We start from the raw sequence: 25,315 nt of genomic DNA, 5'->3' as shown, positions 1-25,315 counted from the left end.
AGGAATGCCGTTCCCATTAGAGCGGGAATGCCGTTCCCATTAGAGCAGGAACGACGCTCCCATTAGAGCAGGAACGCCACTTCCATTAGAGCGGGAATGCCGTTCCCATTAGAGCAGGAACGACGCTCCCATTAGAGCGGGAATGCCGTTCCCATTAGAGCGGAGCCGAATTACAAAAATAGCAAAACTCGACATTCGGCCTAGAAATTGTTCTGCAAGCGACAAATTTTCAAAGCTATTTTTGCTCCAGCATGGAGCGCGCTTCATAAAGCAGAATGCGCGCATAAAAAAATCCCGCACTTCGCTTTGGAATGCGGGATGAAGGAATCATGCGGAAAATGCTATTCCATGTAATACGTTTTTATCGGCGGGAAACCGTTGAACTCGACGCTGGCATACGTTCCGGTGTATGCGCCCGTCGAAAGCCAGTAGAGCTTGTCGCCGGCTTTGAGCGAGAGCGGAAGCTTGTATTTGATGTTCTCGTACATGATGTCGGCGCTGTCGCACGTCGGGCCGGCAAGGATGACCTCGCCCTCTTTCTCACCCGGGCCGTCCTTCTCGGAGATGACGGGATATTTTATAGACTCGTCCATCGTCTCGACAAGGCCGTTGAATTTTCCCGAATCCTGATAGACCCATCGCTGGAGCGCGGTGTTGTTCTTGCGTGAGATGAGGACGACCTCGCTCGTGAGGATTCCGCAGTCGCCGACAAGGGAGCGCCCCGGCTCAAGGACAATCATCGGAATCTCGTCGCCGAAATCGTCGTGAAGGTAGCGCGTGATTTCCGAAGCGTAATCGGAAAGCGGGTTCGTCGGCTGAATGTAGTGCGCCGGGAAACCGCCGCCCATGTTAATCATCGAAAGCTTTATTCCTTCCTCCTCCTCTAGCGAAGAGAAAAGGTATGTCGCCTTCGCGATAGCCTCGTTCCAGATTCCGATGTCGCGCTGCTGAGAGCCTACATGGAACGAGACGCCGTAGGGAGTCAGCCCCAGCTCCTTCGCCTGAACGAGAAGGTCGTACGCCATGTCGGGATGGCATCCGAATTTGCGGGAAAGCGGCCAGTCGGCGCTCTGCCCCGCCTCGACGAGCATACGAACGAAAATCCGCGAGCCCGGCGCGAATTTCGCTATGTTCCTGAGGTCGTCCTTTGAGTCGGTTGCGAACATGCGCACGCCGTTCTGATAGAAATACTCGATGTCTCTCGCCTTCTTGATGGTATTGCCGTACGAAATGCGATCCCCCGTTATGCCGAGCGAAAGCACGCGGTCAAGCTCATAGCGCGATGCGATGTCGAAATTCGACCCAAGCTCGTTGAGAAGGCGGAGGACAGGCTCGCCCGGGCACGCCTTGACGGCGTAATAGATGTGCGCGAAAGGGAAGGAGTCGCGCAGCTTGATGAAGTTGTACTTAATCTGATGGAGATTGATAACAACATTCGGAGTCTCCAAATCCTTTGAGAACTCCAAGAAACGATTCCACTCGGAATCGGAAATGTAGTCAGAACGATTGAACATGTCCCAAACCACCTTTTTAGTTGATAATGAGCCGCCCGTCCACAGGCGGCACGATTAAAAGTGAAAGATTTTGTTTCCCAGTCCGGCAGCAGCCGCTTTTTCCGCCGAACCCATTCGTCCCTTTTTTCACTTGTGCGAGAATCTCGGAACCCAAGGTTCCACGCATAAATTCGAATCATAAAGCAAATGCTTTTTACGGTCTATGCTTTTTTCAAAAGTTTTTGACAAAAATGACACAAATCTCCCGCGCGCGTCACGCACGGACGTTCTTCGCGACCTCCTTGCCGTTCGCATCCGGGCCAAGCTCATAGACGACGTTCTGCCCGTTCTGAAGACATGCGAAGGAAACAGACTCGCTGTACGATTCGTGGGCGAACACCGTCCCGGTGCTGCGCGTGATGAAAAGATAGTACCTGCCGTAGCGGTCCCTGCCGATTCTGGCAATCCGCCCCGAATAAGTGCCCGTATTGTTTTCGTCCGACTTCTCCTCCGTGCGCACCCCGAGCGCCTTTTTTGCATCGCGCAGGTACGACATGATTTTATGGCTGCTGAGGAAATCTCCCATCCTCTTTCCGCCGTTTGCCTTCGTGAACAGCTCCTCCGCCTTCTCGAACACCAGCAGCGCGTCGTTGAACTCGTCCTCCAGCTCAGCGTCCCGCTTGCAAAGCGACAGAATCGACCGGGAAAGCGAGACCGATTTCTTGGTGTCGTTCATGCTGACCGTTCCGGAGCCGAGCGATTCCTTGACGAGATAGCAGGCATACGACTTTGCGCTGCGGAATTTCGAATCGAGCTTGCCCTGATAGATGAGCCGCTCGAATGCCGAGTAGAGGCTCGCGCTCGCGTAATAGCAGATTTCGCTGTGGTTGTCGGAGAAAACCCTGTCCCGGTACAGCGGAAGAAGCTGGTATTCGGAAGCCATCGCATCGAACGGGGAATCGAACCACACCGCGACGGCGCTCTGCAAAAGCGTCTTGAACGAGCATTTCTGGTAGGCGCAGATGTTCTCCCCGGCGAGCGACTTGGAGCGGCGCTCGTAGTAGACGTGCCGCTGCTCGCTCGTGTCCTCGAAGTTGCGGAAGAACACCTCAAGCTTCTTGTGGTACGACTTGGTGATTTCGTTAATCATGTCGTGGACCATGTTCTGGTTGTTGTTCGCGCTTACAATCGAATTTATCGTCTCGGAGTCGTTCGTGCTGATGATGCGGGCGAAAACCTTCACATTCGAGATGTCCAGCCCCTCCTTGTGGGCGTAGTAGATGACGGAGCAGGTCTGGCAGCCGTTAACAATCTGCGGGTTCGTGATGCGCACGGAATCCAGGGTCGGATACTCCAGCCTGTTCGAGAGAATCGTGATTCCGTTGTTCCTCAAAATGAAGCTTTCGGGAGCCGTTCGTATCGTCTCTTTTATGGAAAGGTTCACGCCCGTGTTTCCCTGATAGTCCCGAACGTTCTCCTCGAAAAGCCCCCTCTTCAAATTTCCGGTCGTCTCGTCGGTGAGGATTTTGAGAAGCTCCGTCGCGTTTATCATGGCGGCGCAGCCCATGACAGCCTCGTCCCCGGAAAGCTGGAGCGGCGTCCCGTTGAGCTTTATGCGGACGGAAAAAGTCTCGTTATCGTTCGCAGAGAGCTTGAGCACGCGCTCCTCGTCAACGAACACGGGGGACGATATGCTGTAGATTCCGTTCTCCATGCGCTCGGCTGCCTTCCTGAGCGTCTCGAAGGAGCCGAGCACCTCGCTCGAATTCGTCCATTTCGCGTTCGCCGCCACATAGAACGGGCGGACCTCGATGTGCGTAAGCTCGGTCCAATCCTCGGGACGCGCAAGGATGTCGTTTTTGATGTCGAACCAGGCGAGAATTTTCGGATTGAGCTTTCTGGTGGACTCCCTGTCCAAGAAATTCTGGATTCCCATGATGAACACGCTGATTTCCTTGAGGTCGAACGAGTCCTTGCACTTGGACTGGATGAGTATAATCTCGGCGGAGCGGATTCCCTTGTCGCTTGCGATGATGAAATCCAGCAGCTTCTTGTTCGTGACGATGTGCCCGTTCACGCGGATGCAGATGCCGTCTATCCCGGAATCGTAGTAATCGTCCACGCAGATTGCGTCGAGCAGCGACTCATCGTTGTTTATGCTGTTCGGGGAGTCGTTTTCGATGATTGCCTGGATGAGCATCCGCTCAAAGACAACGCCGTCCTTCTCACCGCCCCCGGAATGCTCCTTTCTGTATTTGTCGACAAGAGCCTTCACCGATGTATTTGTCCGCAGGGTTTTGTCCTCGAACACCGTCACGACGCGCTGGACGATGCGCCGCTTTCCGCGCGAACTTTTATCCGCGCCGTCGTCGCCGTCCGAGGAGGAGCCTGACGGGCTGCACAATTCAGCTATTTCATCCTCTGTCTTTATGTCCGACAAAAACCACGGCTGCTTGTCGGGATATCTGTTCTTCGTGAAGAAGGCGTAGAGAATGTTTCCGTCAATGTCATGAAAATCAAGGCAAACGAAAGCGAAATCGCTGTACACGATGAACGCCGAGGAATTTTTCTCGTAGATTCTTGCCAGATATCCAAGCAAATCGCCCTCGAATTTTTCCCTTATTTTATATTTCAATTCCAGCCCGTATTTCTGGGCAACATATGCGACTTTAAAAAAATCATTCTCCATGCTTCGACCTCTGTAAAAACAAACATTTTTAAACGAAAGCAGCAAAATTGCCAGGCAACCAAACTGCCGCTCAAGTTTATTATATTTGATAAATCCCGCAAAGTCGCCGGCAACTTTTTTGAAAACGCCGCGAACGGTGAACAAACCGGCGCAATCCGGTATACTTCCGCGCATGGAAACACGAAATATTTTTGAGAACCTCTCCTGCATCGACCACCGCTACTCGCTTTCCGAGAAGGCGGCGTTCGAATCGCTCTCTAGGTACATCTCCGAGCAGGCGTCCATCCGCTCCTGCGCGAGATGCGAATCCGCCCTCGTGAAAGCACACCTCAAGGTCCGCGGCACGCTCACCGACGAAATCGCCGCGACGCTCGACTCTGTCGCCGAGAACATCGACCCCGAGGAAGTCTACGCCGAGGAAGAGAAGACGAAGCACAACATCCGCGCGCTCGTCAACGTGATGAAGACGAAGGTCAGCGCGGAAATCGGACCGCTCATCCATCTGGGCGCGACGAGCGTTGACATCCTCGACACCGCGCTCTCATGCCGCATGCGCGACGTGACGAAGAACGTCGTCCTCCCCGAGCTCAAGACGCTCGAGAAGCATCTCTGCACAATCGCCGAGCGCGAGGCTGCGACGCCGCAGGTCGGGCGCACCCACGGCCAGCACGCCGTCCCCATCACGTTCGGCTGGTCGATTGCGGAATTCGTGGCGAGACTCGGAAAGTCAATCCTCAAAATCGAGCAGCTTTCCGACGATTTGGTCGGAAAACTTGCCGGCCCCGTCGGCTCGTACAACGGTCCGTCGATGATTGTGAAGGATCCCGAGGAGCTTGAGCGCATCTACACAGGTTTTCTGGGATTGAAGCCGAGCGAGTACTCGAACCAGCTTGTCGAGCCGGAGCACGTCCTCCGCCTCCTCCTGGAGATGAACGTCGCGTTCGGAATCATCGCGAACCTCGCTGACGACCTCAGGAACCTCCAGCGGAGCGAAATCGGCGAGGTTTTCGAATATTTCGCGTCGACGCAGGTCGGCTCGTCCACCATGCCGCAGAAGCGCAACCCGTGGAACAGCGAGCACGTCAAGTCGCTGTGGAAGGCGATGTGCCCGCGCGTAATCACGTTCTACATGGACCAGATTTCCGAGCACCAGCGCGATTTGACGAACAGCGCGAGCCAGCGCTTCATCTCCGACTACGTTTCCGGCTTCACGATGGCGGTGGCGCGCATGAACAGCGTCGTCTCGGGGCTGCAGGCGGACAAGGACGGAATGGCGAGGAACCTCGCGGGCGCGGGCGGAAAGGTCAAGGGCGGCGTCCTTGCCGAGCCGGCGTACATCCTCCTCGGCGAGGCTGGCTACAACGACGGCCACGAGGTCATCAGGAAAATCACGCTCGAGGCGGAGAAGAGCGGCAAATCGTTCTTCGAGGTCTTGAAGACGCACGAGAAGGAATTCGCGGACATCACGGCGCAGCTTGAGAAGCTCGGCGTAGAGAACCCCGCGTCGTTCTTCGAGAATCCGGCGAACTACTGCGGTCTTGCGGCGAAGAAATCAGCGCGTCTCGCACAGAAATACGCTGAGCTGATGAAATAGGCGCACCGCGCGCCGGCATTTCTTTCGCGAAAGGATTCCGGCGCGCGCATCATCCGCCATTTTCAGGAATCGAAACGGAAAACAGGAAAATATGGAAGACTACAAGAAAGAATTCATAGATTTCATGGTCGAATGCGGAGTTCTCAAATTCGGCTCGTTCACGCTCAAAAGCGGAAGGCAGTCGCCCTTCTTCATGAACGCGGGCGCATACGTCACTGGAAGCCAGCTCAAACGGCTCGGCGAATTCTACGCGAAGGCAATCCACGACAACTTCGGCGACGAAATCGACGCGTTTTTCGGGCCGGCGTACAAGGGAATCCCCCTCGCCGTCGTCACTGCCGTCGCATATTCGGAGCTGTTCGGAAAGGAAATCAAATACTGCGCGGACAGGAAGGAAGCGAAGGACCACGGCGCGGACAAGGGCGGGCTTCTCGGCTACCAGCTCAAGGACGGTGACCGCGTCGTGATTATCGAGGACGTCACCACGAGCGGAAAGTCAATCGAGGAAACATACCCGAAAATCAAGGCGCAGGAAACGGTTCCCGGCGGAATCAAAATCGTCGGCGAAATCGTCTCGCTCAACAGGATGGAGAAGGCACCCGATTCGGACAAGGCTGCGCTTGAGGTCATCTCGGAAAAATACGGATTCCCCGCGCGTGCAATCGTCTCGATGAAGGACGTCATCGACGCGCTCCACACGAACGGCGACAGGAAAATAATCACCGACGAAATCAAGGCGGAAATCGACAAATACTACGCGGAGTACGGCGCGAAGTAGCGCTTCCCGCGAAAAGACGCGCAGGCACCTGCCCGAGGGAAATCCCCGGCAGGTGTTTTTTTTTGCGGAACGATTTTCCGGGCACAAAAAAAACGCGCCCCAAACGGGACGCGAAACGCTTTCCGGGAATTACCGGAAAGGGAAAATCAGTCGTAATCGACCGCGAGCGCAGACATCTCGTATGTCTGGAAGACGAAAATAAGGAAAATCGTCGTCTTTTTGTCGACGAGGATGTTCACAACGTCGTCAGCGCCCGGATACTGCTTCTGAGCCTCGGCAAGAAGCTTCGTGTATCCCGACTGTGTCGAGCTGGTCTTCGTCGTAACGCGGCCAAGGATTTTGTAGCCGTTCGCAGGAAGCTGGTTGTTTCCCTGAACAGGAACCACAGATGTACAAGCAGAGAACGCGATGGCAGCAGCAGCCGCGGCGAGTCCTGCAAGAATCTTCTTCTTCATAAAAAACTCCTCATAGATTCGTGAAAATCCACGAGGAAGAAATATACCACCCCCCCCCGAAAAAATCAAGCCATTTTCAATATTGGCGCCGATTTCGCCCGCAAAAAAAAGCCGCCGGAAACATCTTCCCGGCGGCCCTTAATCACAGAATCTTGGAGAATTTCCGCTCCAAATCTTTTATCAGCTTGTACTCGAACGAATCGACGAGAGCTATGTAGCTTGCCTCCATGACGTCGGAGGAAACGCCCATCGTCGTCCACGTGCTGCTTCCGTCGCTCGACTCGATGAGGACGCGCACCTTCGACGCGGTGGCGCTCTTTCCGTCAAGGACGCGGACTTTGTAGTCGGTGAGGTGAATCTGCCCGACGTTCGGGTAGAATTCCTCGAGCGCCTTCCTGAGCGCCACGTCCATCGCGTTGACGGGGCCGTCGCCCTCACCCGCCGTGACGACGACATTTCCGTCGACGTCGAGCTTCACCTGGCAGAACGCGCACTGGCCGTCGGCAAAACGCGGGAATTCGCCGCTCGTCTTATAGTAATGCAGGTTGAAGAACGGCTGGTATTTTCCGATTGATTTCCGCACGAGAATCTCGAAGCTTGCGTCCGCGCCCTCGAACTGGTAGCCGTCGTGCTCAAGCTCCTTCACGCGCGTGACGATTTCCTGGACGACGGGGCTTGATTTCGTTATCGACTTGTCGAATTTCTGCACCTTCTCGATAATCATGCTGCGCCCGGCGACCTCGCTCATCAGGAACACGCGCTCGTTCCCCACTCTGTCAGGCTCCACGTGCTCGTACGCGAACGGGTTCTTTATGACCGCGTCGATGTGCATTCCCGCCTTGTGCGCGAACGCGCTCGAGCCGACGTAGGGCATTCCGGGATTGAGCGCGATGTTGGTGATTTCGGCGACGCGCTTGCATATCGGCGTGAGGTTCCTGAGCGAATCCTCGGGAATGCACGAGCAGCCGAGCTTGAGCTGCAAATCCGCGATTATCGTCGAAAGGTTCGCGTTTCCGGTGCGCTCGCCGAACCCGAGAAGGACGCCCTGCACGTGCGTCGCGCCAGCCTCGACTGCAAGGAGCGAGTTCGCCACGGCAAGCCCCGAATCGTTGTGCGTGTGGATTCCGACGGAAATTCCGCCGGGGTTCTTGCCGAACTTCTCGACAACCGTTTTCGTCGCGTTGTAGCATTCCATCGGCATGGCGCCGCCTTTCGTCTCGCAGAGGCAGAGGCATTCCGCCCCGCCATCGACGGCAGCGCCGAGGCAGCGGAGCGCGTATTCAGCATTCGCGGCGTATCCCGTGAAGAAATGCTCCGCATCGAAGACGACTTTGCGCCCTTCGCCGACAAGATACGACACGGTGTCGCGAATCATCTCGACGTTCTCGTCGAGCGTCGCGTGCAGAATGTCAGTCACCTGAAAATCCCAGGCCTTTCCGAAAATGCAGACCCACTCGGTGCCCGCGGAAAGGAGGCTCTGGAGGTTCGCGTCCTCGCGGCAGGACAAATCCTTCCGCCTTGTCGAGCCGAACGCCACGAGCTTCGAATTCGCGAGCGTGAGCTTCTTCGCCTCCTGAAAAAATTCCATGTCCTTCGGATTCGAGCCGGGATTTCCCGCCTCGATGAACGAGACGCCCAGCTCGTCGAGGGCGCGGACGATGTTCAGTTTGTCCTGAACGGAATAGCTTATCCCCTCGCCCTGCGAGCCGTCGCGGAGCGTCGAGTCGAATATGTCGATTTTTTTCATTTGATTTTCCCCAATTGATTTCAGTCCCAAACCGCCGGAACCGATGGCGCAAATTCAATCTACGGAATAACGGGCGCGGTTCGTGTCCGTCTCAAAAACATCGACCGCCTGCAAAAATGCCTTGTCCCCGTCCGTTTTCACCAGCGACGGAATCATCGCCAGAATCGAGTCGAAGATGAATTTCGCAATTCTCTCCGCGCTCGGATTCTGGTCGAAGACCTCCATGTCGTTCAGATTGGTGTGGTCGAGCCGCGCGCATACAGACTTTAGGGCACGCTTGAGCTCCGTGAAATCGAGGAGCATCCCGCCCTCGTTAAGCGCATTCCCGCGGACATGCGCATAGACTTTGTAATTGTGACCGTGCAGATTCTCGCACTTCCCGTTGTAGTCGCGGAGGAAGTGCGCCGCCGCGAAATCAGTGTTGACCCGTACCTCGAACATGGCGGAGATTATAGCAGAATGCAATCGTTTCGTTGAGTATCCCGGCTATTTTCTGCCAGAGCACGGGCAGCACGACGGCGCGCACGACGAGCCGCTCCCCCGCCCGACCTTCCGCCCCATGGATTCGAGCATCGCGATATCCGCTTGAATGGTGCTTCCCGTTGTCGTGAGCATGTTTCCCGTTATCGACGCGCTGCACCCCGACTCGAACGCGCGCCGGCCGTTTCCGGAAATGAGCCGTCGTCCCGCGGCAAGGCGGATGTTCGCCTCCGGATTTACGAAGCGGAACATCGCGAGCGTGCGGATTATCTCGTCCTCGCAGAGCGGCTTCTGCCCCTCAAGCGGGGTTCCCGGAATCGCCATGAGCGCGTTTATCGGTATCGAGCGGATTCCAAGCCCGGAAAGAGTCAGCGCCATGTCGATTCTGTCCGCGAACGTCTCGCCAAGCCCGATGATGCCGCCGGAGCAGACCGCAAGCCCCTCCTCCTGCGCCGTCCTTATCGTAGCGATTTTCATGTCGAACGTGTGCGTCGTGCAGATGTTCGGGAAGAACCGTCTCGACGTCTCGATGTTGTTGTGAATGCTCGTCACGCCCGCATTTTTCAGCCGCCGGAACTGCTCCCGCGTGAGGAACCCCATCGAAGCGCACAGCCCTATCTTCAGCTCGCGCTTCATCCGCTCGTAGCAGGCAACCGCCCTCTCGAATTCCTCCCCCGAAAGCGCGCGCCCCGCCGTGACTATTGCGAACCTGTCGACGCCCTCCTCCTGGTTGCGCCGCGCCGCCTCCACAATCTCGTCCTCGCGAAGAAAGGGATGAACGGCACAATCCGTCTTGCTATGGACGCTCTGCGCGCAATACTTGCAGTTTTCCGGGCAAAGCCCGCTTCTCCCGCTGATTATCGAGCATAAATCGACCCTGTCGCCGCAGAATTCCCCGCGTATTTTGTCCGCCCCCTCGCAAAGCTCGTCGATGCCGCACGTCACGAAAAACGAAAGGTCGTCGTTTTCGGAAAGTCTTCTCCCGCCGATTATCTCATCCGCCAATTTCATCAAATCCATTTTTGCACCTCTTTTTTGCACAGAATAGTAAACCTGTATTTCATTTTAGTAAAGTTGACTATTAAAAATAATCCGATTGAAAGCCGGCAAGAAGAATGAAGAAAGAAACGAAGGGGTCAACGCATCAGCGGCAAAAATGAAAAATCTACGCGGACAAAAAAAATAGGTTCCGATTTTCGGAACCTATTAAGTTGCGGAATAGTAGACTCGAACTACTGACCCCCACGATGTCAACGTGATGCTCTAACCAACTGAGCTAACCCCGCATTTTTTATTTTTGTTTATCGCTCGCGTTATTCGCAAGTGATGTGTATAATATATCGATTTAAAAAATTTGTGTCAACGGCTTTTCAAAAAAAATACAAAAAAAAGTGATTTTTTTTGAGAGAAAATCGGCAAAAAAAATCCCGTCTTCCTGCATCGCGCAAAAAAACGGGATTCGTGTGCATCAGTCCTTGGGCATGTATTTTTCGATAAGCTCCGGCTTTATTCGGTACAGCTCGTTCTGCGGAAGAATCTTGAGCAGCTTCCAGCCGAGGTCGAGCGTCTCCTCAATCGAGCGGTTCTCGTACTCGCCCTGCGTGAAGAACTGCCCCTCAAGCGCGTCGCCGAACCGGAGGTACATTCTGTCCTCCTTTCCGAGCTCCTCCTCGCCGATAATCGCCGCGAGGTTTCGTATCGACTTAACTTTCGAATACGCGGCAAAAAGCTGGCTCGAAACCGCGGAATGGTCTTCGCGCGTCATGCCGTCGCCGATTCCGTCCTTCATAAGGCGGCTCAGGCTCGGAAGCCCCGAGACAGGCGGATAGACGCCTTTCTGGGAAAGCTCGCGGTCAAGGACAATCTGTCCCTCGGTGATGTACCCCGTAAGGTCGGGAATCGGGTGCGAGATATCGTCGTTCGGCATGGAAAGAATCGGAATCTGCGTGATTGAGCCGGTCGCACCCTTAATCTTTCCCGCGCGCTCGTAAAGCTCGGCAAGATTCGAATACAGATAGCCCGGATAGCCCTTTCTTCCGGGAACCTCGCCTCTCGTCGTCGAAATCTCGCGCAACGCCTCGCAATAATTCGTCATGTCCGTCATCACGACAAGAACGTGCATGTTCTTCTCGTACGCCAGATATTCCGCCGCCGTCAGAGCGCAGCGCGGAGTGATGATTCTTTCGATTGAGGGAGAATCGGCGAGCGACTGGAACATGACGACCTTGGACAAAACGCCCGATTCCTCAAACGATTTTATGAAGAACTGCGCCTGGTCGTATTTGATTCCCATTCCCGCGAAAACCATGACGAACTGCTCGTCCGAATTGCGGATTTTTGCCTGGCGGATAATCTGGGCGGCAAGCTTGTTGTGCGGGAGGCCGTTCCCCGAAAAAATCGGAAGCTTCTGACCGCGAATCAGCGTGTTCATACCGTCAATGGAAGAGATTCCCGTCTGAATGAAATCCCTCGGATAAACGCGCGCATACGGATTTATCGGCATTCCGTTGACGTCGATTTTCGTGGAAGACACAATCGGAGGAAGGCCGTCAATCGGCTCGCCAAGACCGTTGAATATGCGGCCGAGCAGCCCCTCGCCAACGCGGAGCTCCATCGGCTCGTCCAGGAATTCAACCGTAGTGTCGTTCAAATCAAGCCCCGTCGTCGAGCCGAAAATCTGAACGACGGCAGTTTCCGTGTTAAGGTCTATGACCCGCCCTGTCTTTTTCTCGCCGAATTTGTCGCGCACATAGACAATCTCGTTGTAAGAAACATCCTCGCTCCGTTTCACCACGACAATCGGTCCATCGACAGAAGACAATCCCTTGTATTCAACACCTTTCATATTTCTATAATCCTCGCCATTCCAAGAATATCCTCAAAGAGCCGATTTTTCAATAAAACTGTTCGGAAACATCATATCCGGAAAAGGCAAGATGCCGGACAGACGCGCCGAAACCGGGCATTCCGCTACGGCTGCGTGACCGTGAATTCTTTCGTAACGGAGAAATCTTTTTCGTTGTAGGTCGCGATGACAAGAAGCTGGAACACATTCCCGTCGGCAAAATCGAAAGCGGTCGAAGAATCGTATTTCAGAGAATCGAACGATATCGAATTTTCCGAAACGGATTTCACCTCGGAACCGTGGAAAAGAATTTTCATGGACCACGTGACGCCGGATTCGACTTCATCCCCGTCGATTTCGGCTTTTGCGGAAACCGTATCGCCCTCGTTGATTTCGGATGAAGAAAGCTCGTTCCCCGAAGCATCCGTCAGCAAAATCTCGATTTTGTCGGACTGGGCGTTGATTCCGCCGCCGTTTTTCGTGAACGCGCCCTCGGACGAATCGTCGTTCCAGACGACGGTGAATTTTCCGTTGTCGCTTTTGAAAACGGACCACGGTTTTGCGGACGTGCCCGCGTTCGCCGAGAATCCGTCCGTAAAAACATATGAGCTTTCGGCAGAAGGCCCGTCGCTTTCATCAAGCGTGATTCCGATTTTTTCTGATGACGATGAAAGCTCTCCCGCGATTTTTATCGTTCCGCCCGCGGGAAGGACAACGTTCTTTTCGATTCTTTTGCTTCCGTCAGAATACCAGTTTCCGGAGACGGTGACAGCGCCTGACATGCACAGCTCCGCGCCGTTGGATATGTTTATCCCGAACCCCTCGTTGTCTTTTACGGAGACCGACGAAAGCGATATTTTTTCGGCACCGGACGTTTCAGGAACGGAAATTCCGCCGGAAGAGCCGCCCGTAATCGAAATTCCGGAGAATGAAACGTCGCCGCCTGAAGCCGTAACCGTTATTCCGCCCGATATTCCGCAAGCGGACGTTCCGGGATACGCGCAGATTTTTGCGTTGCCATACGATATTGTTCCCCCGCCGGAAACTGTTCCGTCGATGAAAACCGTGTAGTTTTCCGCGCCAAGAATCTCCGCGCGTTTTACCGCCGCATCCAGCGACTCAAAAGGCTCCTTCCAGTTTCCGCTCCCCGAATCCGACGCCGACGCAGAAAGAGAGCCGCCATTTCCTTTCACAAAGAACTGCGTGCTGATGATTTCCTTTATCACGGAGTCGCTCAGGACGAATGACGTGGTGCTGATGTACGGCTCGCCTCCGTTTTTGAACCATTTTTCGGTCATCATGTTCTGCCGTACGCTTATCCGCTCCGGAATTATGAAGAGGAATTCGCCCGAAACGGAAAAAAACTTCATCGTAACGGGATAATCGCCGGAGCTAACGGAATCAAGCAGCAGCGAATACACTCCGCCAGAGGGAACAAGCTCTTGTTGTTCGCCAATGCCGTCGATTACGAGTTTTCCCATTGAATAAGCCGAAACCGCGGAGGCATCGACCGTGAGGCTCACGCTTCCGCTTCCCGTGCCGGACTGGAAGAACACGACGGGAATCGTCTTGCTGTAGTATCCTGTCGCGGGAACGGAAATCGTGTCGCTCCCGTGAAGAATCGCTTCGCCGCTGTCCTGCCTTTTTCCGATTATATCGATGCTCCATTCGCCGCTCTCAATCCCGAGCTGGTACGCGCCGTTTTCCGTCGGCTCGGTCGATATTTCCGTGCGGGTGCCGTTCGTCGCCGTGACCTCATACGACACGTCGATTCCGTCAAGGACGGGAAAGGCGGAGCGCGCCGTCTGCGACGAGACGAACACCTCAACGCGGGAGGCGCCGGCGCTTTCCCCGATGTCGGAGCACGATGCCGAAAGAAAAATCACCGCAACGACAAGAAGAATCCTAGACAACACTGAACCGAACACGAACTGTTTTCCCATAATCTCCTCCTGTCACTCATGAATCTCGAACGGGAACTGCGCCGACACTTCAATATTCCTGTCGGAGAATATGACCTCGAGCGTGTATTTGTACGCGCCTGTGTATTCCAAGTCGAGAACGATGCTGCTTCCGTTCGATTCCTTGACGAGAATTCCGTCGGCGTAGACCTTCATCTTCGTGACGCGCGACACATCGACATCATTGCCCTCAAAATCCGCAATTGACGAAACTGAAAGCGTGCTTCCTGCCTCCGCCGCGTCAAGCCCCGTAACGGAGACCGTGTACGCGCCTTCCGCCGTATCGACCTTGACCTTGACGCCGCTCACGCCGACGACGCCCTTGAGCACGCCGCCCACATCGAGCGATTTGATGTAGTATCCCCTGTTTTTGAGGAGGAACCGGTCGGCAAGCTCCTGCGTCACATCCGAATCGACTCCTTCCATAAGAACGGAATCCTCGACGAGGTCGCCATTGTAAACGACGTTCGCGACAACATCCCCAGACGCACCGACGCCGCGCGTCTTTATGAGCGCGCCTTCCTCCATCTGTATCTCGCCGAGCAGTATGTCGGAATTCACGACGAGATAATGTCCGCCGGAAATGCGGATTGTTCCGGAAAGCGTCAATGCTCCGTGCGCACGTATCTCCGCATTGAACGGCTCCACGCGGAATTCCTCGGCAAGCTCGACATCCTCAAGGATTTCGACGCGCAGGTAATCGAGGTTCGCGGAGACGACAGCATTCACGGCATCCTCGAACGTCGTGTACGGATACATCCTGCTTCCGTCTGAAATACCCTCGAACGACGGCTTGACGAACAGATATCCGGAAGCCGACACATCGCTGAAAACCGTCGCCGAATCGATGTAGCCGACTTTGTGCGCCCATGTCTCGATTCTCCATTTTCCCGTCGCGACACTGATATCAGCCTTCCCGATTCCGCTTCCCTGCGTTTTCAGGTTCCCGCCCGCATCGTACAGCCGCCAATAGACGGTGACATCGGAAACAGGCGAGCCGTCAACCGTCTCCGTCGGCGCGTCGACAAGTATGTGCGCGTATCCGTAATCGTCCGTCTCAAGCGTGGAAAGGTCGTCCGCCTCGAAAACGACGTCGGAAAGCTGCTTGGAATGGTCGGAAACCTTGGACGACACGGAAAGCCCCGCCTCATCCTCGACCGTGACATCGAAAAAATATTCATCGGTCTGGAATTCCTTGTCCGTCTGGAAATACACCGCGCGCTCGCCGTCCCTCCCGCTGAACGAGATTCCGTTCGCACCGCTTCCCCATGACGAATCGTCGAACTCCGTGAGGAACCGTTCCGGAAGCCCGGTGTCGGACGGAGACGGAGAAGAAGAAAGGCTGACGTCGAACGACTCGCCGTCAATCGTTATCTTTTTTATGTCGCGGTGGATTCCGCTCATGTCGGGCATGTTCATCGCGAGAACGTATGTGTTCGTCGAATTGTTCTGGAGGACGGTAAGATTCCTGACTGGCTCCGGGACAGAATTGCACCGCAACGAAAAATAATACGGGTCGAACACTCGGAGCGTTTTCGACTCGGTCAGGGAAATAGATGAGGAAAGGTTTCCGCCACAATCGATTTCGCGGAGAAAATCGACGGCAAGGGAAAGGTCCATGACGGTAAGGTCGGCGCTTTCCTGTCTCATGACGAAATACCCGTCGCCCTGCGAGACGCTCTGCACGTTTTCGTCATCCATCTTATAATCGAAGTTGATGATGTAGTTCTGCGGGTTTCTCATGAAGAATGAAATCGACGTCATATTCGCCGACGGAATGCACTTGTAGCCGTCCTTGTCGACGGGAACGTCGTCGAGATTTATCGCATGGGCCTCGATTGAAGCCGTCTCCGTGTATTCCTTGAAGAATTCCTTTACAGGCTCCCGAAATCCGCACGACTGAAAAACAAGCGCCAGCAACGGAACAAAAACGACGAGAGCATTCCGAACCATACATTCCCTCCCGAAAAAAAATCAGAACTGCCATCCGACAGACACGCTCGGGACGAGCATCCCGAGGCTCATATCAGGAACAAGGGCGACGACGAAATCCGCGTCCAGCTCAAGGAAAAGCCGCCCCATCAAATACACCTGCACGCCCGCGCCGACATCGAAACTGAGATTCGAGCTGTTGAGCGGCTCCGAATCGATTCCGTGCGGGAAATGGAACAGCACGTTCGCGAAAGAAGTCATGCCGATGCCTCCACGCGCTTCGACGGTCATGAAATGCTTGCGCATGTACTCGCCCACCTTGCGGAAAATCGGCTTCTGAAAAGTGAAATTCAGATGCGCGGCGTACATGTTCCCGTCAATCTCATAATTGTCGAATTCAGTCCGTATGCGCATGTAGAACGCGGAAGCACCAACACCAATATACCCCCATCTGCGCTTGAATGGAAGAAGCGAAACTTTCGCGCGGAGGCTTTCAGGCCATATTTTCGTGTCGAGATAAAACGGAAGCGTATCGTCGAACAAATTCATCGGGACAGCATATCCGCCCGAAACGTCGATATCGACCGGCTTCTTGAACTTCACGGAAATCCTGTTGTCGTCGTTGAGGACGCTCGACCGCCCGCTCGCGTCTGTCGCCACGAAATTGAACGTCCCCACGTCGATTTTGTCCATGTCGAAGTGGACTTTTATCTTCCTGTTGTCGCTGCTGTTCTCGAGAAGCTCCGGCACGATGACGAGCCTGTTCTTTCCCGTGGTGCCGACGAGAAAATAGCTCGTGTAGTTGAACGGGTTCGCGTCCTTCGTGCCGAACAAATTCCGCCCGTTGACGTTCAGGATTCCGTCGTTGTACTCCTCAAGGTATATCGTGGAGCTTCTGTTCACCGCGGTGGAGACGGAACGGATTTGCGGCTTGAACGATTTGTAGATGTCGAATTCGTTCCACCCCGACTCGGCGGACGGAAAGCCAATCAGATTGTAAGAAACGACCTTGTACCGGTACTTTCCGGCGGAAAGCTTCGGCTCAATCATCAGGCGAGTCTCGTTGCCGTCCGTGTTGATTGTCCGCACCGCCGTCCATTCCGAATTTTTCTCGTCGAACCCTTCTATGACGATATCGTAGCGGAGGATGCTGTCGGAATCCAGCTCGTCCCAAACCAGCTCCTGCCATGAGCTTTCGACTGTTAAATCGTCCTCTATCTCAAATTCGTCGCCGCTCTCTCCGTCGGACGACGTCTCCTCCGACGGAAGCGCGAAATCGGGCTGATTCTGCCCGAAGGCGAAAGGATTGGAGAAAAGGAGAAGAACTGCGCCCAAAAAAAATGCGGTTCTAATTTCCATAAGGATTCCTCGCTCCTTTTCCGCTGACAGGATTCACGTCCGGTATCTCGACGACAAATGACGAATCCACGACGCTGCCGGGCTGAAGGACTGTCTCGTTCTCCCCGTCTCCGTCCAAATCGACGCGGCGGACTGCCTCGACCGACCAGGAGAACGTCCCGTTATAAAGCTCGCTCATCGAGAACGAGCCCTGATGCGCACGGACGAGATTGAGCCAGTTTATTTCGTATGAATTCTTTCCCTCGACCTCCGTTTTGAGGACAAGCCTGCCGCGAGCATCCTTTACGAGGATAACATAATCGGTGGCATTTTCAACGGCATTCCAGTCGAGGCGTATTTTTCTCGGGTTATTGCGGTTCTTGAGGTATTCAAGCCCGAACACATTCGGATGTACGCCCAGGTTCTCCGCGGCGGGAAGCGGCTCGACGGGAAGAATCCGGAAACGCCCGATTCTCTTGTCGTCCGTGTTCGAGATGTCTATTCCGTCCACCGTCTTCGCGTAGACGATTACCTCGTAGTTTCCGCCCCGCTTTATGTCGGGATTCTCCATCAGGATGCTCTTGAGCGTCCTGAGTTTTCCTGCTGCGCGCTCCTTGTCCGTCGGATTCTTGTAAACGACGCGGCGGCTTCTGTCCGCCTCCACGCGGGAGACGACAATCTGCGACTCGGCGACCTCATCGACGGCCGTCCACGATATCTGCACCTTTTTTAGCGTCGCGTCGACGCCGTTGATGACGCTGTTCTGACGCGGGGACGTGATTTCGACCGGCTTGAGCTTGACGAGCTGGAAATTCGCCTCGGCAAGTTTTCCGCTGCGGCGGCTGACGACGCCGGGAACAGCATTCGCCTTTGCCTGAACTTCCCAATGGTACGATTCCTTGTCGATGAAATGCTCCCCGAAATACATATCGATGTCGAGCGACGTGTCGAACACCGTGTCCTCGTAGAGGATTTTTCCGTCGCCGATGCGCCTGAGCGAGAATTTGTAGTAGTCCGCGCCGTCAACCTCGTCCCATTTGAACGAATACGGCTGCGTATCGCGCGCGACCGCCCGTCCGACAGGGTCGATGAGCGTCGACGCGTCGAGATTTCCTATCACGGAGAATTGCCGCGGGGGAGTCGAAAGTTCGAAGTCCCCGTCCGGAGAATGCGCGCGGATGCGCCAGAAATACGCGCCCGTGTCGAGCGATATGCCCACCGCAGAATATCCGTCGGCAGGAACGACCTTCACGATGTTGCTGAACCCGGAATCGGCAGCAATCTCCATCTCCGTCGAGACGCCGTTCGGGACGACTTTCTTCCACGTGAAAACCATATCGCGCACGAGGGATTCGGAAACGCTGTATTTGTCGGCCGGCTCAATCACCTTAAGCTCCGGCTTCCCTGCCATCGAGTAGAAGGCTGATTTCTGCGACGGCGCCGACTCGTTGTTCTCGTTGTCGACCTGGCAGACGCGCCACGACCATTTTCCCTGCGCGAATTCGGAACCGTTCACCGAAATGAAGTTGTCCGTCGCGTATTCGGTGCGCTCCGCGACGGAGGAATCGCCCTTGAAGAATTCGATTTTGTATTTCACCGCCTCGTTCTCGAATCTCCACGAAAAAAGCGTGCTTTTCGCGTCCGTTCCGGAATCGATAATCGAGCCGTCCGTCGGGATGTAGAGAGATGGGGCAGGAAGCGCGCCTTTCTGCTCGATTCTGAAAACGCCCGTCTCAGACGACGAGGAGAAGCCGATTTTGTTGACGGAATAGAACGGCTCCGCCTTCCAGTAATACGTTCCCTCGGAAAGCGTCGAGATGATGCACGACGGAGTCGAGGAGCGCATCTCGACGACGGGGGATGAGAAGTCGGCGGATTTCGACACCGTGAGCCTGTACGACGAAGCCGCCGCCGATTCCGACCATATCATCCTGACCGCGGGAAGGCGTTTCCTGTAATTGAACGTATACCCGTCCGCCGGCGCGAGAAGCACGGGCGGAATAGACTGTATGACGCGGATTTTTCCAGAGACCGTGACGGAGCTGTATGAGCCGCCCTCATCAGCCGGGGAAATCCGCCAATAATAGATGCCGCCGCCGAGCGAGACGGAAAGGCTGTCGATTTCAAGCGCGAGGAATTCCTTCCGCTCGACGACCGTCGAAAAATTCTTGTCGCACGATATTTCAAGGACGAATTTCGTCATCGCCTCGACATTCGAGAATTTCGCCTTGAACGGAATGATTGTCGCGCCCTCGGAATGGTAAAGATAATTCTGGTTCGGGCGCGGATTCTCCACGCTGAGCCTGGGTGCGGATGCATCGGGCGCGGAGCCGCCGACGGAGACGACAGAGCCTTCGCCCACGCTCATGAACGTCCCGCTTTCATCGGAAATCGACGCGCCGCCCGAATACACCTGCATCATGTCGCCGCCGGCGCCTTTCTCGATGTTCACGGCGCTGTTCGTCTCGAGCGCGACTTTTTTTCCGGACGACTCAAGGACGAACCCGGCAGACTCGGCAGTCTCGACGTATGCGGAACCGCTCAGGACTGACGCGGAGAAGCTTTCGGGAAGGAGGAATATCTGCGCCATCGTGTTGTCGGCAAGAACCATCTCGTTTCCGTCGATGAACGTTATCGTCGCCTGCGACAAATTCGACGTGTGGATGGTGTCGCCGTTGTAAAGGTCGGATTTCTGCTTGAGCCTGTCCCAAACGGCAACGTCGATGAATTTCCGCTGCGCCGTCTTGTATTTGAACGATATCGTCGCAATCGGAGCCTCGTGCTTCGAAAGAGTCTCAAAAAAGCTGCGCGTGAACAGCATAAAACTCGACGACGCGCCCGCGAGGCAGACAAGAACGGCAATAAGGAACGCCGACGAGACGCTCCTATACTGCGAGAGGCTACTGCTTGACCTGGATTTTGTTCTCTTCTTCATTCAAATTCACCTTCTCAAAATCCGGAATCGGAATGCCGAGCAGAGTCCGAACCTCGTTCAGCGTTTTCGGCCCGTTTTTGCCGACAGCCCTCATGCACTCCTCGTCGGCGACGAAATCCGGGTTCGCCTGGCGGAAAAATTCCTCGATGTCGAACTGCGGCAGGTTCACCACCCCGTAAAAATGCTGCGCGCCCTTTCCCTTCACCTCGAATTCAACGGGGATTCTCTCGACGACGATTTCGCCGGACTCAATCTGCTCGCGGAGAAGCGCGTATGTGTCTTCCGTTATCAGAATGTCCGTTCCGCACGGCTTGTTCGAGCTTTCCGTCCTCGACGCGAAGTTGACGGCGTCGCCGATTGCGGTGTACTCCATCTTGTCCTCGCTTCCCATGATGCCGGCTGTGGCGCGCCCGGAATTCAGACCGCAGCCGATTCGTATGTGCGGCTTGTATTTCGCGAGCGGCTCGTTCTCATGCGCCTTCGTGAACGCGACGGCATCCTTGTTGTATTTCATGAGCGAATACCTCATCGCAATCGTCCCGCGGATGGCGTTGTACGCGTCCTCGCGCGCGTGCTCCTCGTGGATGCGGCGGAGATTCTCTTTCTCGGGGGAACCGTCGGGCAGCTCCTCGAACGCAAGGCTGTCGTCGCGGAGGATTCCCCATACAGCCATGATAGCGTCGCCCTCGAATTTGTCGACGTTGCCGTGGCTCAGCGTGATGCACTCGACCATGCGGCTCATGTAATCGTTCAGGAACCCGATTATCTCGCGCGGGGAATCGTTCCCGAACCTGTTTTTGAAACCGTCGGAAATTGCCGTGAAGCCGCGGATGTCGGAGAAGAAAATCGTGATGTCCTTGAGGTGCGGCTCGAAGTCTATTTCCTTGCGGGCGATTGCCTTCGCGACGCCCTTGTTCGTGAATTTCGCGAACGTGTTCAGGAACTGGCGCTCGTCAACCATACCGCGGTTCAGGACGCCAATCTCATCCTTCCGCCTCGTGTTCAGCCAGTCGATTGACTTGGAATCGAATTCGCCCTTCTGGATGTCGCTTGTCGCGATGGAAAGCTTCTTCAGCGGGTTCGCAATCCCGAATTTCGAGTACGTCAGTGCGATTATAAGCGTGAGGAAAAAGACGACGCCCATGAGGAATATATTGTTGCGGAACGTCTTGTTGACCGCGCCCATTATGACGTCGCGCGAGACGACGGTGAGGACGACGATATCGGCAATCGAAATTTTCTCGTACGCGCCGAACCAATGCTCGGAAGGCTTCCCGTCGCCGCCAATCTCGAAAAGCACCTGACGGGAATCGTCGTTGTTCTCGTTGTTCTGCCGCATCATCCTGACAAGCTCGTAGTTCCTGAAGCTTTCCCCGGCAATGATGCGCTCGCTTTCAGGATGGCTCAGAAGCTCGTCGGAATCGTTTATGAGGAACGTCGTGTTCTCGGATTTCGTCCCGAGTATATCGGAAAGGCTTTCTATGGAGAAAATGACGACGCACGACTGGTCGCGGCCGTTCTCCTTCCACGGAAAGAAAAGGGACATCGCGGGAATCCCGAACACGGGGGACGCGTTCACGGCGATTGTCTCGCCGCCGCACGAGCGCGCAAGGACGGAGGCGTTGAGGGAGACGAACTTATCGACGACCGCCGAATCAAGCTCGTTGGATATGAAAAACTGGTTGTTCAGGATTCTCTGGTCGCCCGCGCTCACGGAATTTGCGCTTTCCGGAGAAAGAACGTAGACGCACGCGATGTCGGTGTTGCGCTCGAAGAAGAACGTCTCCGTCTGCCGCGCAATTGCAGCAGTCCTCGTTCCGCCGACAACGCCGAGCAAATCGAGGAGCTGGAAGACGTTCGAGCGTATCGTCTGGAATTTGTCCTCCACCGTTCCCGCCGCGCGCGTGTTCAGCGACAGGTTGTTGTTCTCCGCCGTTATCTGGACGTCCTGCCCCATCAAGTAGCTTGATATGAACGTCTCGACGCCGAGCGAGACGAGGACGACGATGCCGAATATTGCGGCCAAAGTTACGCCTATCGGCTTTTTTACTTTCATTTCATCAACTTTTTCACTTTTCTTCATACAAAAAAACCATTTAAATAAATCTAAAAAAAATATAAGAAAATCATAATAGTATCGGTAAAATAAGCCCCTTTCTTTCCTTTATTTTTTTTGAGTCTCATCTCTATTTCTGCATGGGAAGCCCGTCCGCAAAAAAAAGCGCGCCGAGTATTTTTCGGCGCGCCTTATCATAGGTTATCTTCTGTATGAGCGCTCAAGGTTTCCCATTTGCTCGTCAAGATGAAGCTGGACTTCGTGTATCATCTCAAGCTTGTCGTTCGGGACGGAAGACTTGAGGCGGACAATCTCGTCCTTGACAGGAAGCGACACGACTTTCGAAAGCGGCGTGCCCGCCTTTATCGCGGCGATTCCCCGCTCGTAGAAATTCATTATGAGAAGAAGAATCTGAATCTGCTTCTCCGGAACGGAATACACGTCGACGGCATCGAACGCCGACTGCTGCAGGAACCCGTTCTTTATCATCTCCGCGACGGTCAGGATAATGCGCTTCTCCTCGGGAAGAGCATCGGGACCGATAAGGCGGACAATCTGCTGGAGGCGCTGCTCGTTCTTGAGAAGCTCGAGCGCCGAAAGCCTGACCTCGGCCCAGCGCGGGTCGAGTTTGTCCCACCATTCGCGGATTTCGTCGGCGTATTCAGAATAGCTTTCAATCCAGCCGATTGCAGGATAATGGCGCGCGTTCGCCAGTTCCCTGTCTAGCGCCCAGAAACAGCGGATAAAGCGCTTCGTGTGCTGCGTTACAGGCTCGGAAAAGTCGCCGCCCGGAGGCGAGACCGCACCGATTACGGAAACAGAACCTTCCTCGCCGCAAAGAGAGGTGACGCGCCCCGCCCTCTCGTAGAATTCAGCAAGCCTCGTCGGAAGATACGCGGGGAATCCTTCCTCGGCGGGCATCTCCTCCATTCGTCCGGAAAGCTCGCGCAATGCCTCCGCCCACCTCGACGTCGAGTCTGCCATTATCGCGACGTGCATTCCCATATCGCGGTAATACTCGGCGAGCGTTATTCCAGAATAAAGAGAAACCTCGCGCGCCGCGACCGGCATATTCGACGTGTTGGCGATGAGAATCGTTCGTTCCATGAGCGAGCGTCCCGTGCGCGGGTCGATAAGGGTCGGGAATTCCGTCAGAACGTCCGTCATCTCGTTTCCGCGTTCGCCGCATCCGATGTACACAATCAAATCGGCGTCGCACCATTTTGCGATCGCGTGCTGCGTCATCGTCTTTCCCGTTCCGAATCCGCCCGGAATCGCGGCAGTGCCACCTTTGGAAAGCGGGAAGAAAACGTCGATGACGCGCTGCCCCGTCACAAGCGGCTGGCTGACCGTGAGCTTCTTCGAGAACGGACGGGGGCGGCGCAACGGCCAATAATGGGAAAGCTTCAGCTCCTCGCCGAATTCGGTCGTCCCGATAACGTCGTCAACGGTGTATTCGCCGGAACCCGCGAACGTCTTGAGCGTCTTTCCGCGGATAAGCGGCGGAACCATAATCTTGTGGAGAATCGACGCCGTTTCCTGCACGGTTCCGAGAACCATGCCCGGCTCTATCGCGCATCCCTCGGCGATTCCTTCCTTCGCGTCAAACGCCCACTTCTTCTTCTCGTCGATAGGCTCCGTACGCTCGCCCGGAACGAGGAACGCGCCGGAATTCTCGTACATCGACTCCAACGGACGCTGGATTCCATCGTAAATCGTTCCGACAAGCCCGGGGCCAAGCCGCAGCGACAGAGGACGACCGTTCGATACGACCTCCTCGCCAATCTTCATGCCGGTATCATCCTCGTAGACCTGTATCGTCGCCATTCCTTCGTTCTGGCGGATTATCTCCCCGATGATTTTTTTGTCGCCAACATCAACCACGTCGTACAAGCCGCAGCCGTCCAGTCCCTCGGCATACACAATAGGACCGGAAATTCTCGTAATTTTTCCTTTTATTGCGCTCATTCTGGCAATGCTCCTCCGAACAACGTCGTGGCAAGTTCCATAGAACGGGAATCAAGAAGTTCCCGCACAATCTGATCGATTGTAAGGCGAACGCGCACGGATTTGTCCTCGCTCTCAAGGATAATCCCCTCGTGGATTTCGTTTCCGAGGGCAGGCTCCTCGCCCGACTCCCCGAACGAAATATCGGCGACAGAGCTGAGCGACACGCCCGACTTCTCCAAAAGCGCGGATGCAGAATCCCTGCCGATTCCGAACACAAACGCATGTATCTTCTTTCCCGAAACGACGGTCAACTTCTTTTCGAGCGATTTTCCAATCAAAGACAAACGTCTCTCCGCCCCGATGGACCGGAGATAGTCGTTCAACGCGGCTGAAACCGATTTCGCATAGAAATCGACGAGGAAGCGCTCCTTCTCAAGAGGAACAGCCGCCTCGACATTCTTCCTGAACTGCTCGATTTTCGATTTGTAGAATTCAGCCTTCTGGGATGCGGCCTCCTTGACACGGTTCTCGACATCGGACAGGATGCGCCCGCACTCAGCGTCCGCGTTTTTCAGGATTTTCTCGGCCTTCTTCCTTGCATCGGACTCTATCTCCTTGTCAAGAATCTCGGTAGATCTCAGTTCTTCCATAAAATGCTCACTTCCCAAAGAAAATCAATTAAAAGGTTCCTTTTTCCCACGGGAAAACGCCACCTTTCCTAGACTTGAATTCCGACGGCCTCACGGATGGCATCGGTAAGGGACTTTCGCCCCTCAAGATGCCCCTGAAGGCCCGGAACCTCAACGACAAGAGGATATTGCGCCCTTTTCTGCCAATCGAGAACCTCATCCTCAAGCATGGAGGACACCTCCTCCGTCAGAATCAGAACTTTGGGACGCTCATCGACAGGCACGGACGCAGTTCCGCCACGCCCGGTAATCCTGTTGAACGAATCGAGCGCCTCAGTCCTATTGACGGCAACGCTCCCATCAACACCAACGAGCTTGAACGCGAGAACAATCTCGCGCTCGCCAATCACAAAGTATTCCAAAGTTCCCCAGC

17 protein-coding genes and 1 tRNA gene are annotated in these 25,315 nt (G+C 55.0%); 2 read left to right on the top strand and 16 right to left on the bottom strand.

The window, feature by feature from the left end:
* Positions 1–341: 341 nt before the first annotated feature.
* A complete protein-coding gene (locus TRESADRAFT_RS06585; protein WP_002704040.1) occupies positions 342–1,514 on the bottom strand; it encodes a type III PLP-dependent enzyme in 1,173 nt (390 codons plus the stop codon).
* Between the two features lie 253 nt (positions 1,515–1,767).
* Complete coding sequence (locus TRESADRAFT_RS15070; protein ID WP_002704038.1) at positions 1,768–4,182, bottom strand: AIPR family protein; 2,415 nt, start codon at positions 4,180–4,182, stop codon at positions 1,768–1,770.
* A gap of 172 nt (positions 4,183–4,354) precedes the next feature.
* Here TRESADRAFT_RS15070 and TRESADRAFT_RS06575 point away from each other — a divergent pair, with 172 nt between their 5' ends.
* Together TRESADRAFT_RS06575 and pyrE are read left to right on the top strand one after the other, a co-directional pair.
* Positions 4,355–5,776: a lyase family protein gene (locus TRESADRAFT_RS06575; RefSeq protein WP_002704036.1), complete on the top strand. Its 1,422-nt coding sequence runs from the start codon at positions 4,355–4,357 to the stop codon at positions 5,774–5,776.
* 91 nt (positions 5,777–5,867) lie between these two features.
* A complete protein-coding gene (gene pyrE, locus TRESADRAFT_RS06570; RefSeq protein ID WP_002704033.1) occupies positions 5,868–6,554 on the top strand; it encodes an orotate phosphoribosyltransferase in 687 nt (228 codons plus the stop codon).
* 146 nt (positions 6,555–6,700) lie between these two features.
* Here the strand turns inward: pyrE and TRESADRAFT_RS06565 are convergent, their stop codons facing one another.
* From TRESADRAFT_RS06565 to TRESADRAFT_RS06500, 14 genes are all read right to left on the bottom strand, one after another.
* Positions 6,701–7,009 (bottom strand): hypothetical protein, encoded by a 309-nt coding sequence (locus TRESADRAFT_RS06565; protein WP_002704031.1) that lies wholly within the window; start codon positions 7,007–7,009, stop codon positions 6,701–6,703.
* Positions 7,010–7,151: 142 nt separating this feature from the next.
* Entirely contained in the window at positions 7,152–8,756 is a 1,605-nt protein-coding gene (gene cimA / locus TRESADRAFT_RS06560) for a citramalate synthase (RefSeq protein WP_002704029.1), read from the bottom strand.
* Positions 8,757–8,810: 54 nt separating this feature from the next.
* Positions 8,811–9,197, bottom strand: coding sequence for a 6-carboxytetrahydropterin synthase QueD (gene queD / locus TRESADRAFT_RS06555; RefSeq protein WP_002704027.1), 387 nt, complete (start codon positions 9,195–9,197; stop codon positions 8,811–8,813).
* Positions 9,198–9,242: 45 nt separating this feature from the next.
* Entirely contained in the window at positions 9,243–10,256 is a 1,014-nt protein-coding gene (bioB, locus tag TRESADRAFT_RS06550; protein WP_002704025.1) for a biotin synthase BioB, read from the bottom strand.
* Positions 10,257–10,448: 192 nt separating this feature from the next.
* Positions 10,449–10,522: transfer RNA gene (locus TRESADRAFT_RS06545), tRNA-Val, on the bottom strand.
* Between the two features lie 182 nt (positions 10,523–10,704).
* Positions 10,705–12,081, bottom strand: a complete 1,377-nt coding sequence (locus TRESADRAFT_RS06540; protein WP_002704023.1) for a V-type ATP synthase subunit B — start codon at positions 12,079–12,081, stop codon at positions 10,705–10,707.
* 125 nt (positions 12,082–12,206) lie between these two features.
* Positions 12,207–14,024, bottom strand: coding sequence for a hypothetical protein (locus TRESADRAFT_RS06535; RefSeq protein WP_002704021.1), 1,818 nt, complete (start codon positions 14,022–14,024; stop codon positions 12,207–12,209).
* A 12-nt stretch (positions 14,025–14,036) separates the two neighbouring features.
* Positions 14,037–15,995, bottom strand: a complete 1,959-nt coding sequence (locus TRESADRAFT_RS06530) for a hypothetical protein (RefSeq protein WP_002704019.1) — start codon at positions 15,993–15,995, stop codon at positions 14,037–14,039.
* 21 nt (positions 15,996–16,016) lie between these two features.
* Positions 16,017–17,333, bottom strand: coding sequence for a hypothetical protein (locus TRESADRAFT_RS06525; RefSeq protein WP_002704016.1), 1,317 nt, complete (start codon positions 17,331–17,333; stop codon positions 16,017–16,019).
* Positions 17,323–20,247 carry a FecR family protein gene (locus TRESADRAFT_RS06520; protein ID WP_002704013.1) on the bottom strand — a complete coding sequence of 975 codons (2,925 nt, stop codon included), beginning with the start codon at positions 20,245–20,247 and terminating at the stop codon, positions 17,323–17,325. Before TRESADRAFT_RS06520 ends, TRESADRAFT_RS06525 begins: the two co-directional genes overlap by 11 nt.
* Positions 20,213–22,303, bottom strand: a complete 2,091-nt coding sequence (locus TRESADRAFT_RS06515; protein WP_141607225.1) for an adenylate/guanylate cyclase domain-containing protein — start codon at positions 22,301–22,303, stop codon at positions 20,213–20,215. The genes TRESADRAFT_RS06520 and TRESADRAFT_RS06515 overlap by 35 nt, the downstream gene beginning before the upstream one ends.
* Before the next feature lie 201 nt (positions 22,304–22,504).
* Complete coding sequence (locus TRESADRAFT_RS06510) at positions 22,505–24,271, bottom strand: V-type ATP synthase subunit A (protein ID WP_002704009.1); 1,767 nt, start codon at positions 24,269–24,271, stop codon at positions 22,505–22,507.
* Positions 24,268–24,903: a V-type ATP synthase subunit E family protein gene (locus TRESADRAFT_RS06505; RefSeq protein WP_002704007.1), complete on the bottom strand. Its 636-nt coding sequence runs from the start codon at positions 24,901–24,903 to the stop codon at positions 24,268–24,270. Before TRESADRAFT_RS06505 ends, TRESADRAFT_RS06510 begins: the two co-directional genes overlap by 4 nt.
* A 68-nt stretch (positions 24,904–24,971) precedes the next feature.
* On the bottom strand, positions 24,972–25,304 hold the full coding sequence (locus TRESADRAFT_RS06500; RefSeq protein WP_002704006.1) for a V-type ATP synthase subunit F: 333 nt from the start codon (positions 25,302–25,304) through the stop codon (positions 24,972–24,974).
* Positions 25,305–25,315: the final 11 nt, after the last annotated feature.

Source organism: Treponema saccharophilum DSM 2985 (genome assembly GCF_000255555.1).
Classification (GTDB): domain Bacteria; phylum Spirochaetota; class Spirochaetia; order Treponematales; family Treponemataceae; genus Treponema_D; species Treponema_D saccharophilum.
The sequence above is the reverse complement of the archived record's forward strand: the minus strand, read 5'-3'. Positions and strand labels throughout refer to the sequence as shown.

Excerpts from the sequence above, each read along its gene's own strand:
- TRESADRAFT_RS06585 (WP_002704040.1), bottom strand. The coding sequence starts at position 1,514 with ATGTTCAATCGTTCTGACTACATTTCCGATTCCGAGTGGAATCGTTTC.
- TRESADRAFT_RS15070 (WP_002704038.1), bottom strand. The coding sequence starts at position 4,182 with ATGGAGAATGATTTTTTTAAAGTCGCATATGTTGCCCAGAAATACGGG.
- TRESADRAFT_RS06575 (WP_002704036.1), top strand. The coding sequence starts at position 4,355 with ATGGAAACACGAAATATTTTTGAGAACCTCTCCTGCATCGACCACCGC.
- pyrE (WP_002704033.1), top strand. The coding sequence starts at position 5,868 with ATGGAAGACTACAAGAAAGAATTCATAGATTTCATGGTCGAATGCGGA.
- TRESADRAFT_RS06565 (WP_002704031.1), bottom strand. The coding sequence starts at position 7,009 with ATGAAGAAGAAGATTCTTGCAGGACTCGCCGCGGCTGCTGCTGCCATC.
- cimA (WP_002704029.1), bottom strand. The coding sequence starts at position 8,756 with ATGAAAAAAATCGACATATTCGACTCGACGCTCCGCGACGGCTCGCAG.
- queD (WP_002704027.1), bottom strand. The coding sequence starts at position 9,197 with ATGTTCGAGGTACGGGTCAACACTGATTTCGCGGCGGCGCACTTCCTC.
- bioB (WP_002704025.1), bottom strand. The coding sequence starts at position 10,256 with ATGGATTTGATGAAATTGGCGGATGAGATAATCGGCGGGAGAAGACTT.
- TRESADRAFT_RS06540 (WP_002704023.1), bottom strand. The coding sequence starts at position 12,081 with ATGAAAGGTGTTGAATACAAGGGATTGTCTTCTGTCGATGGACCGATT.
- TRESADRAFT_RS06535 (WP_002704021.1), bottom strand. The coding sequence starts at position 14,024 with ATGGGAAAACAGTTCGTGTTCGGTTCAGTGTTGTCTAGGATTCTTCTT.
- TRESADRAFT_RS06530 (WP_002704019.1), bottom strand. The coding sequence starts at position 15,995 with ATGGTTCGGAATGCTCTCGTCGTTTTTGTTCCGTTGCTGGCGCTTGTT.
- TRESADRAFT_RS06525 (WP_002704016.1), bottom strand. The coding sequence starts at position 17,333 with ATGGAAATTAGAACCGCATTTTTTTTGGGCGCAGTTCTTCTCCTTTTC.
- TRESADRAFT_RS06520 (WP_002704013.1), bottom strand. The coding sequence starts at position 20,247 with ATGAAGAAGAGAACAAAATCCAGGTCAAGCAGTAGCCTCTCGCAGTAT.
- TRESADRAFT_RS06515 (WP_141607225.1), bottom strand. The coding sequence starts at position 22,303 with ATGAAAGTAAAAAAGCCGATAGGCGTAACTTTGGCCGCAATATTCGGC.
- TRESADRAFT_RS06510 (WP_002704009.1), bottom strand. The coding sequence starts at position 24,271 with ATGAGCGCAATAAAAGGAAAAATTACGAGAATTTCCGGTCCTATTGTG.
- TRESADRAFT_RS06505 (WP_002704007.1), bottom strand. The coding sequence starts at position 24,903 with ATGGAAGAACTGAGATCTACCGAGATTCTTGACAAGGAGATAGAGTCC.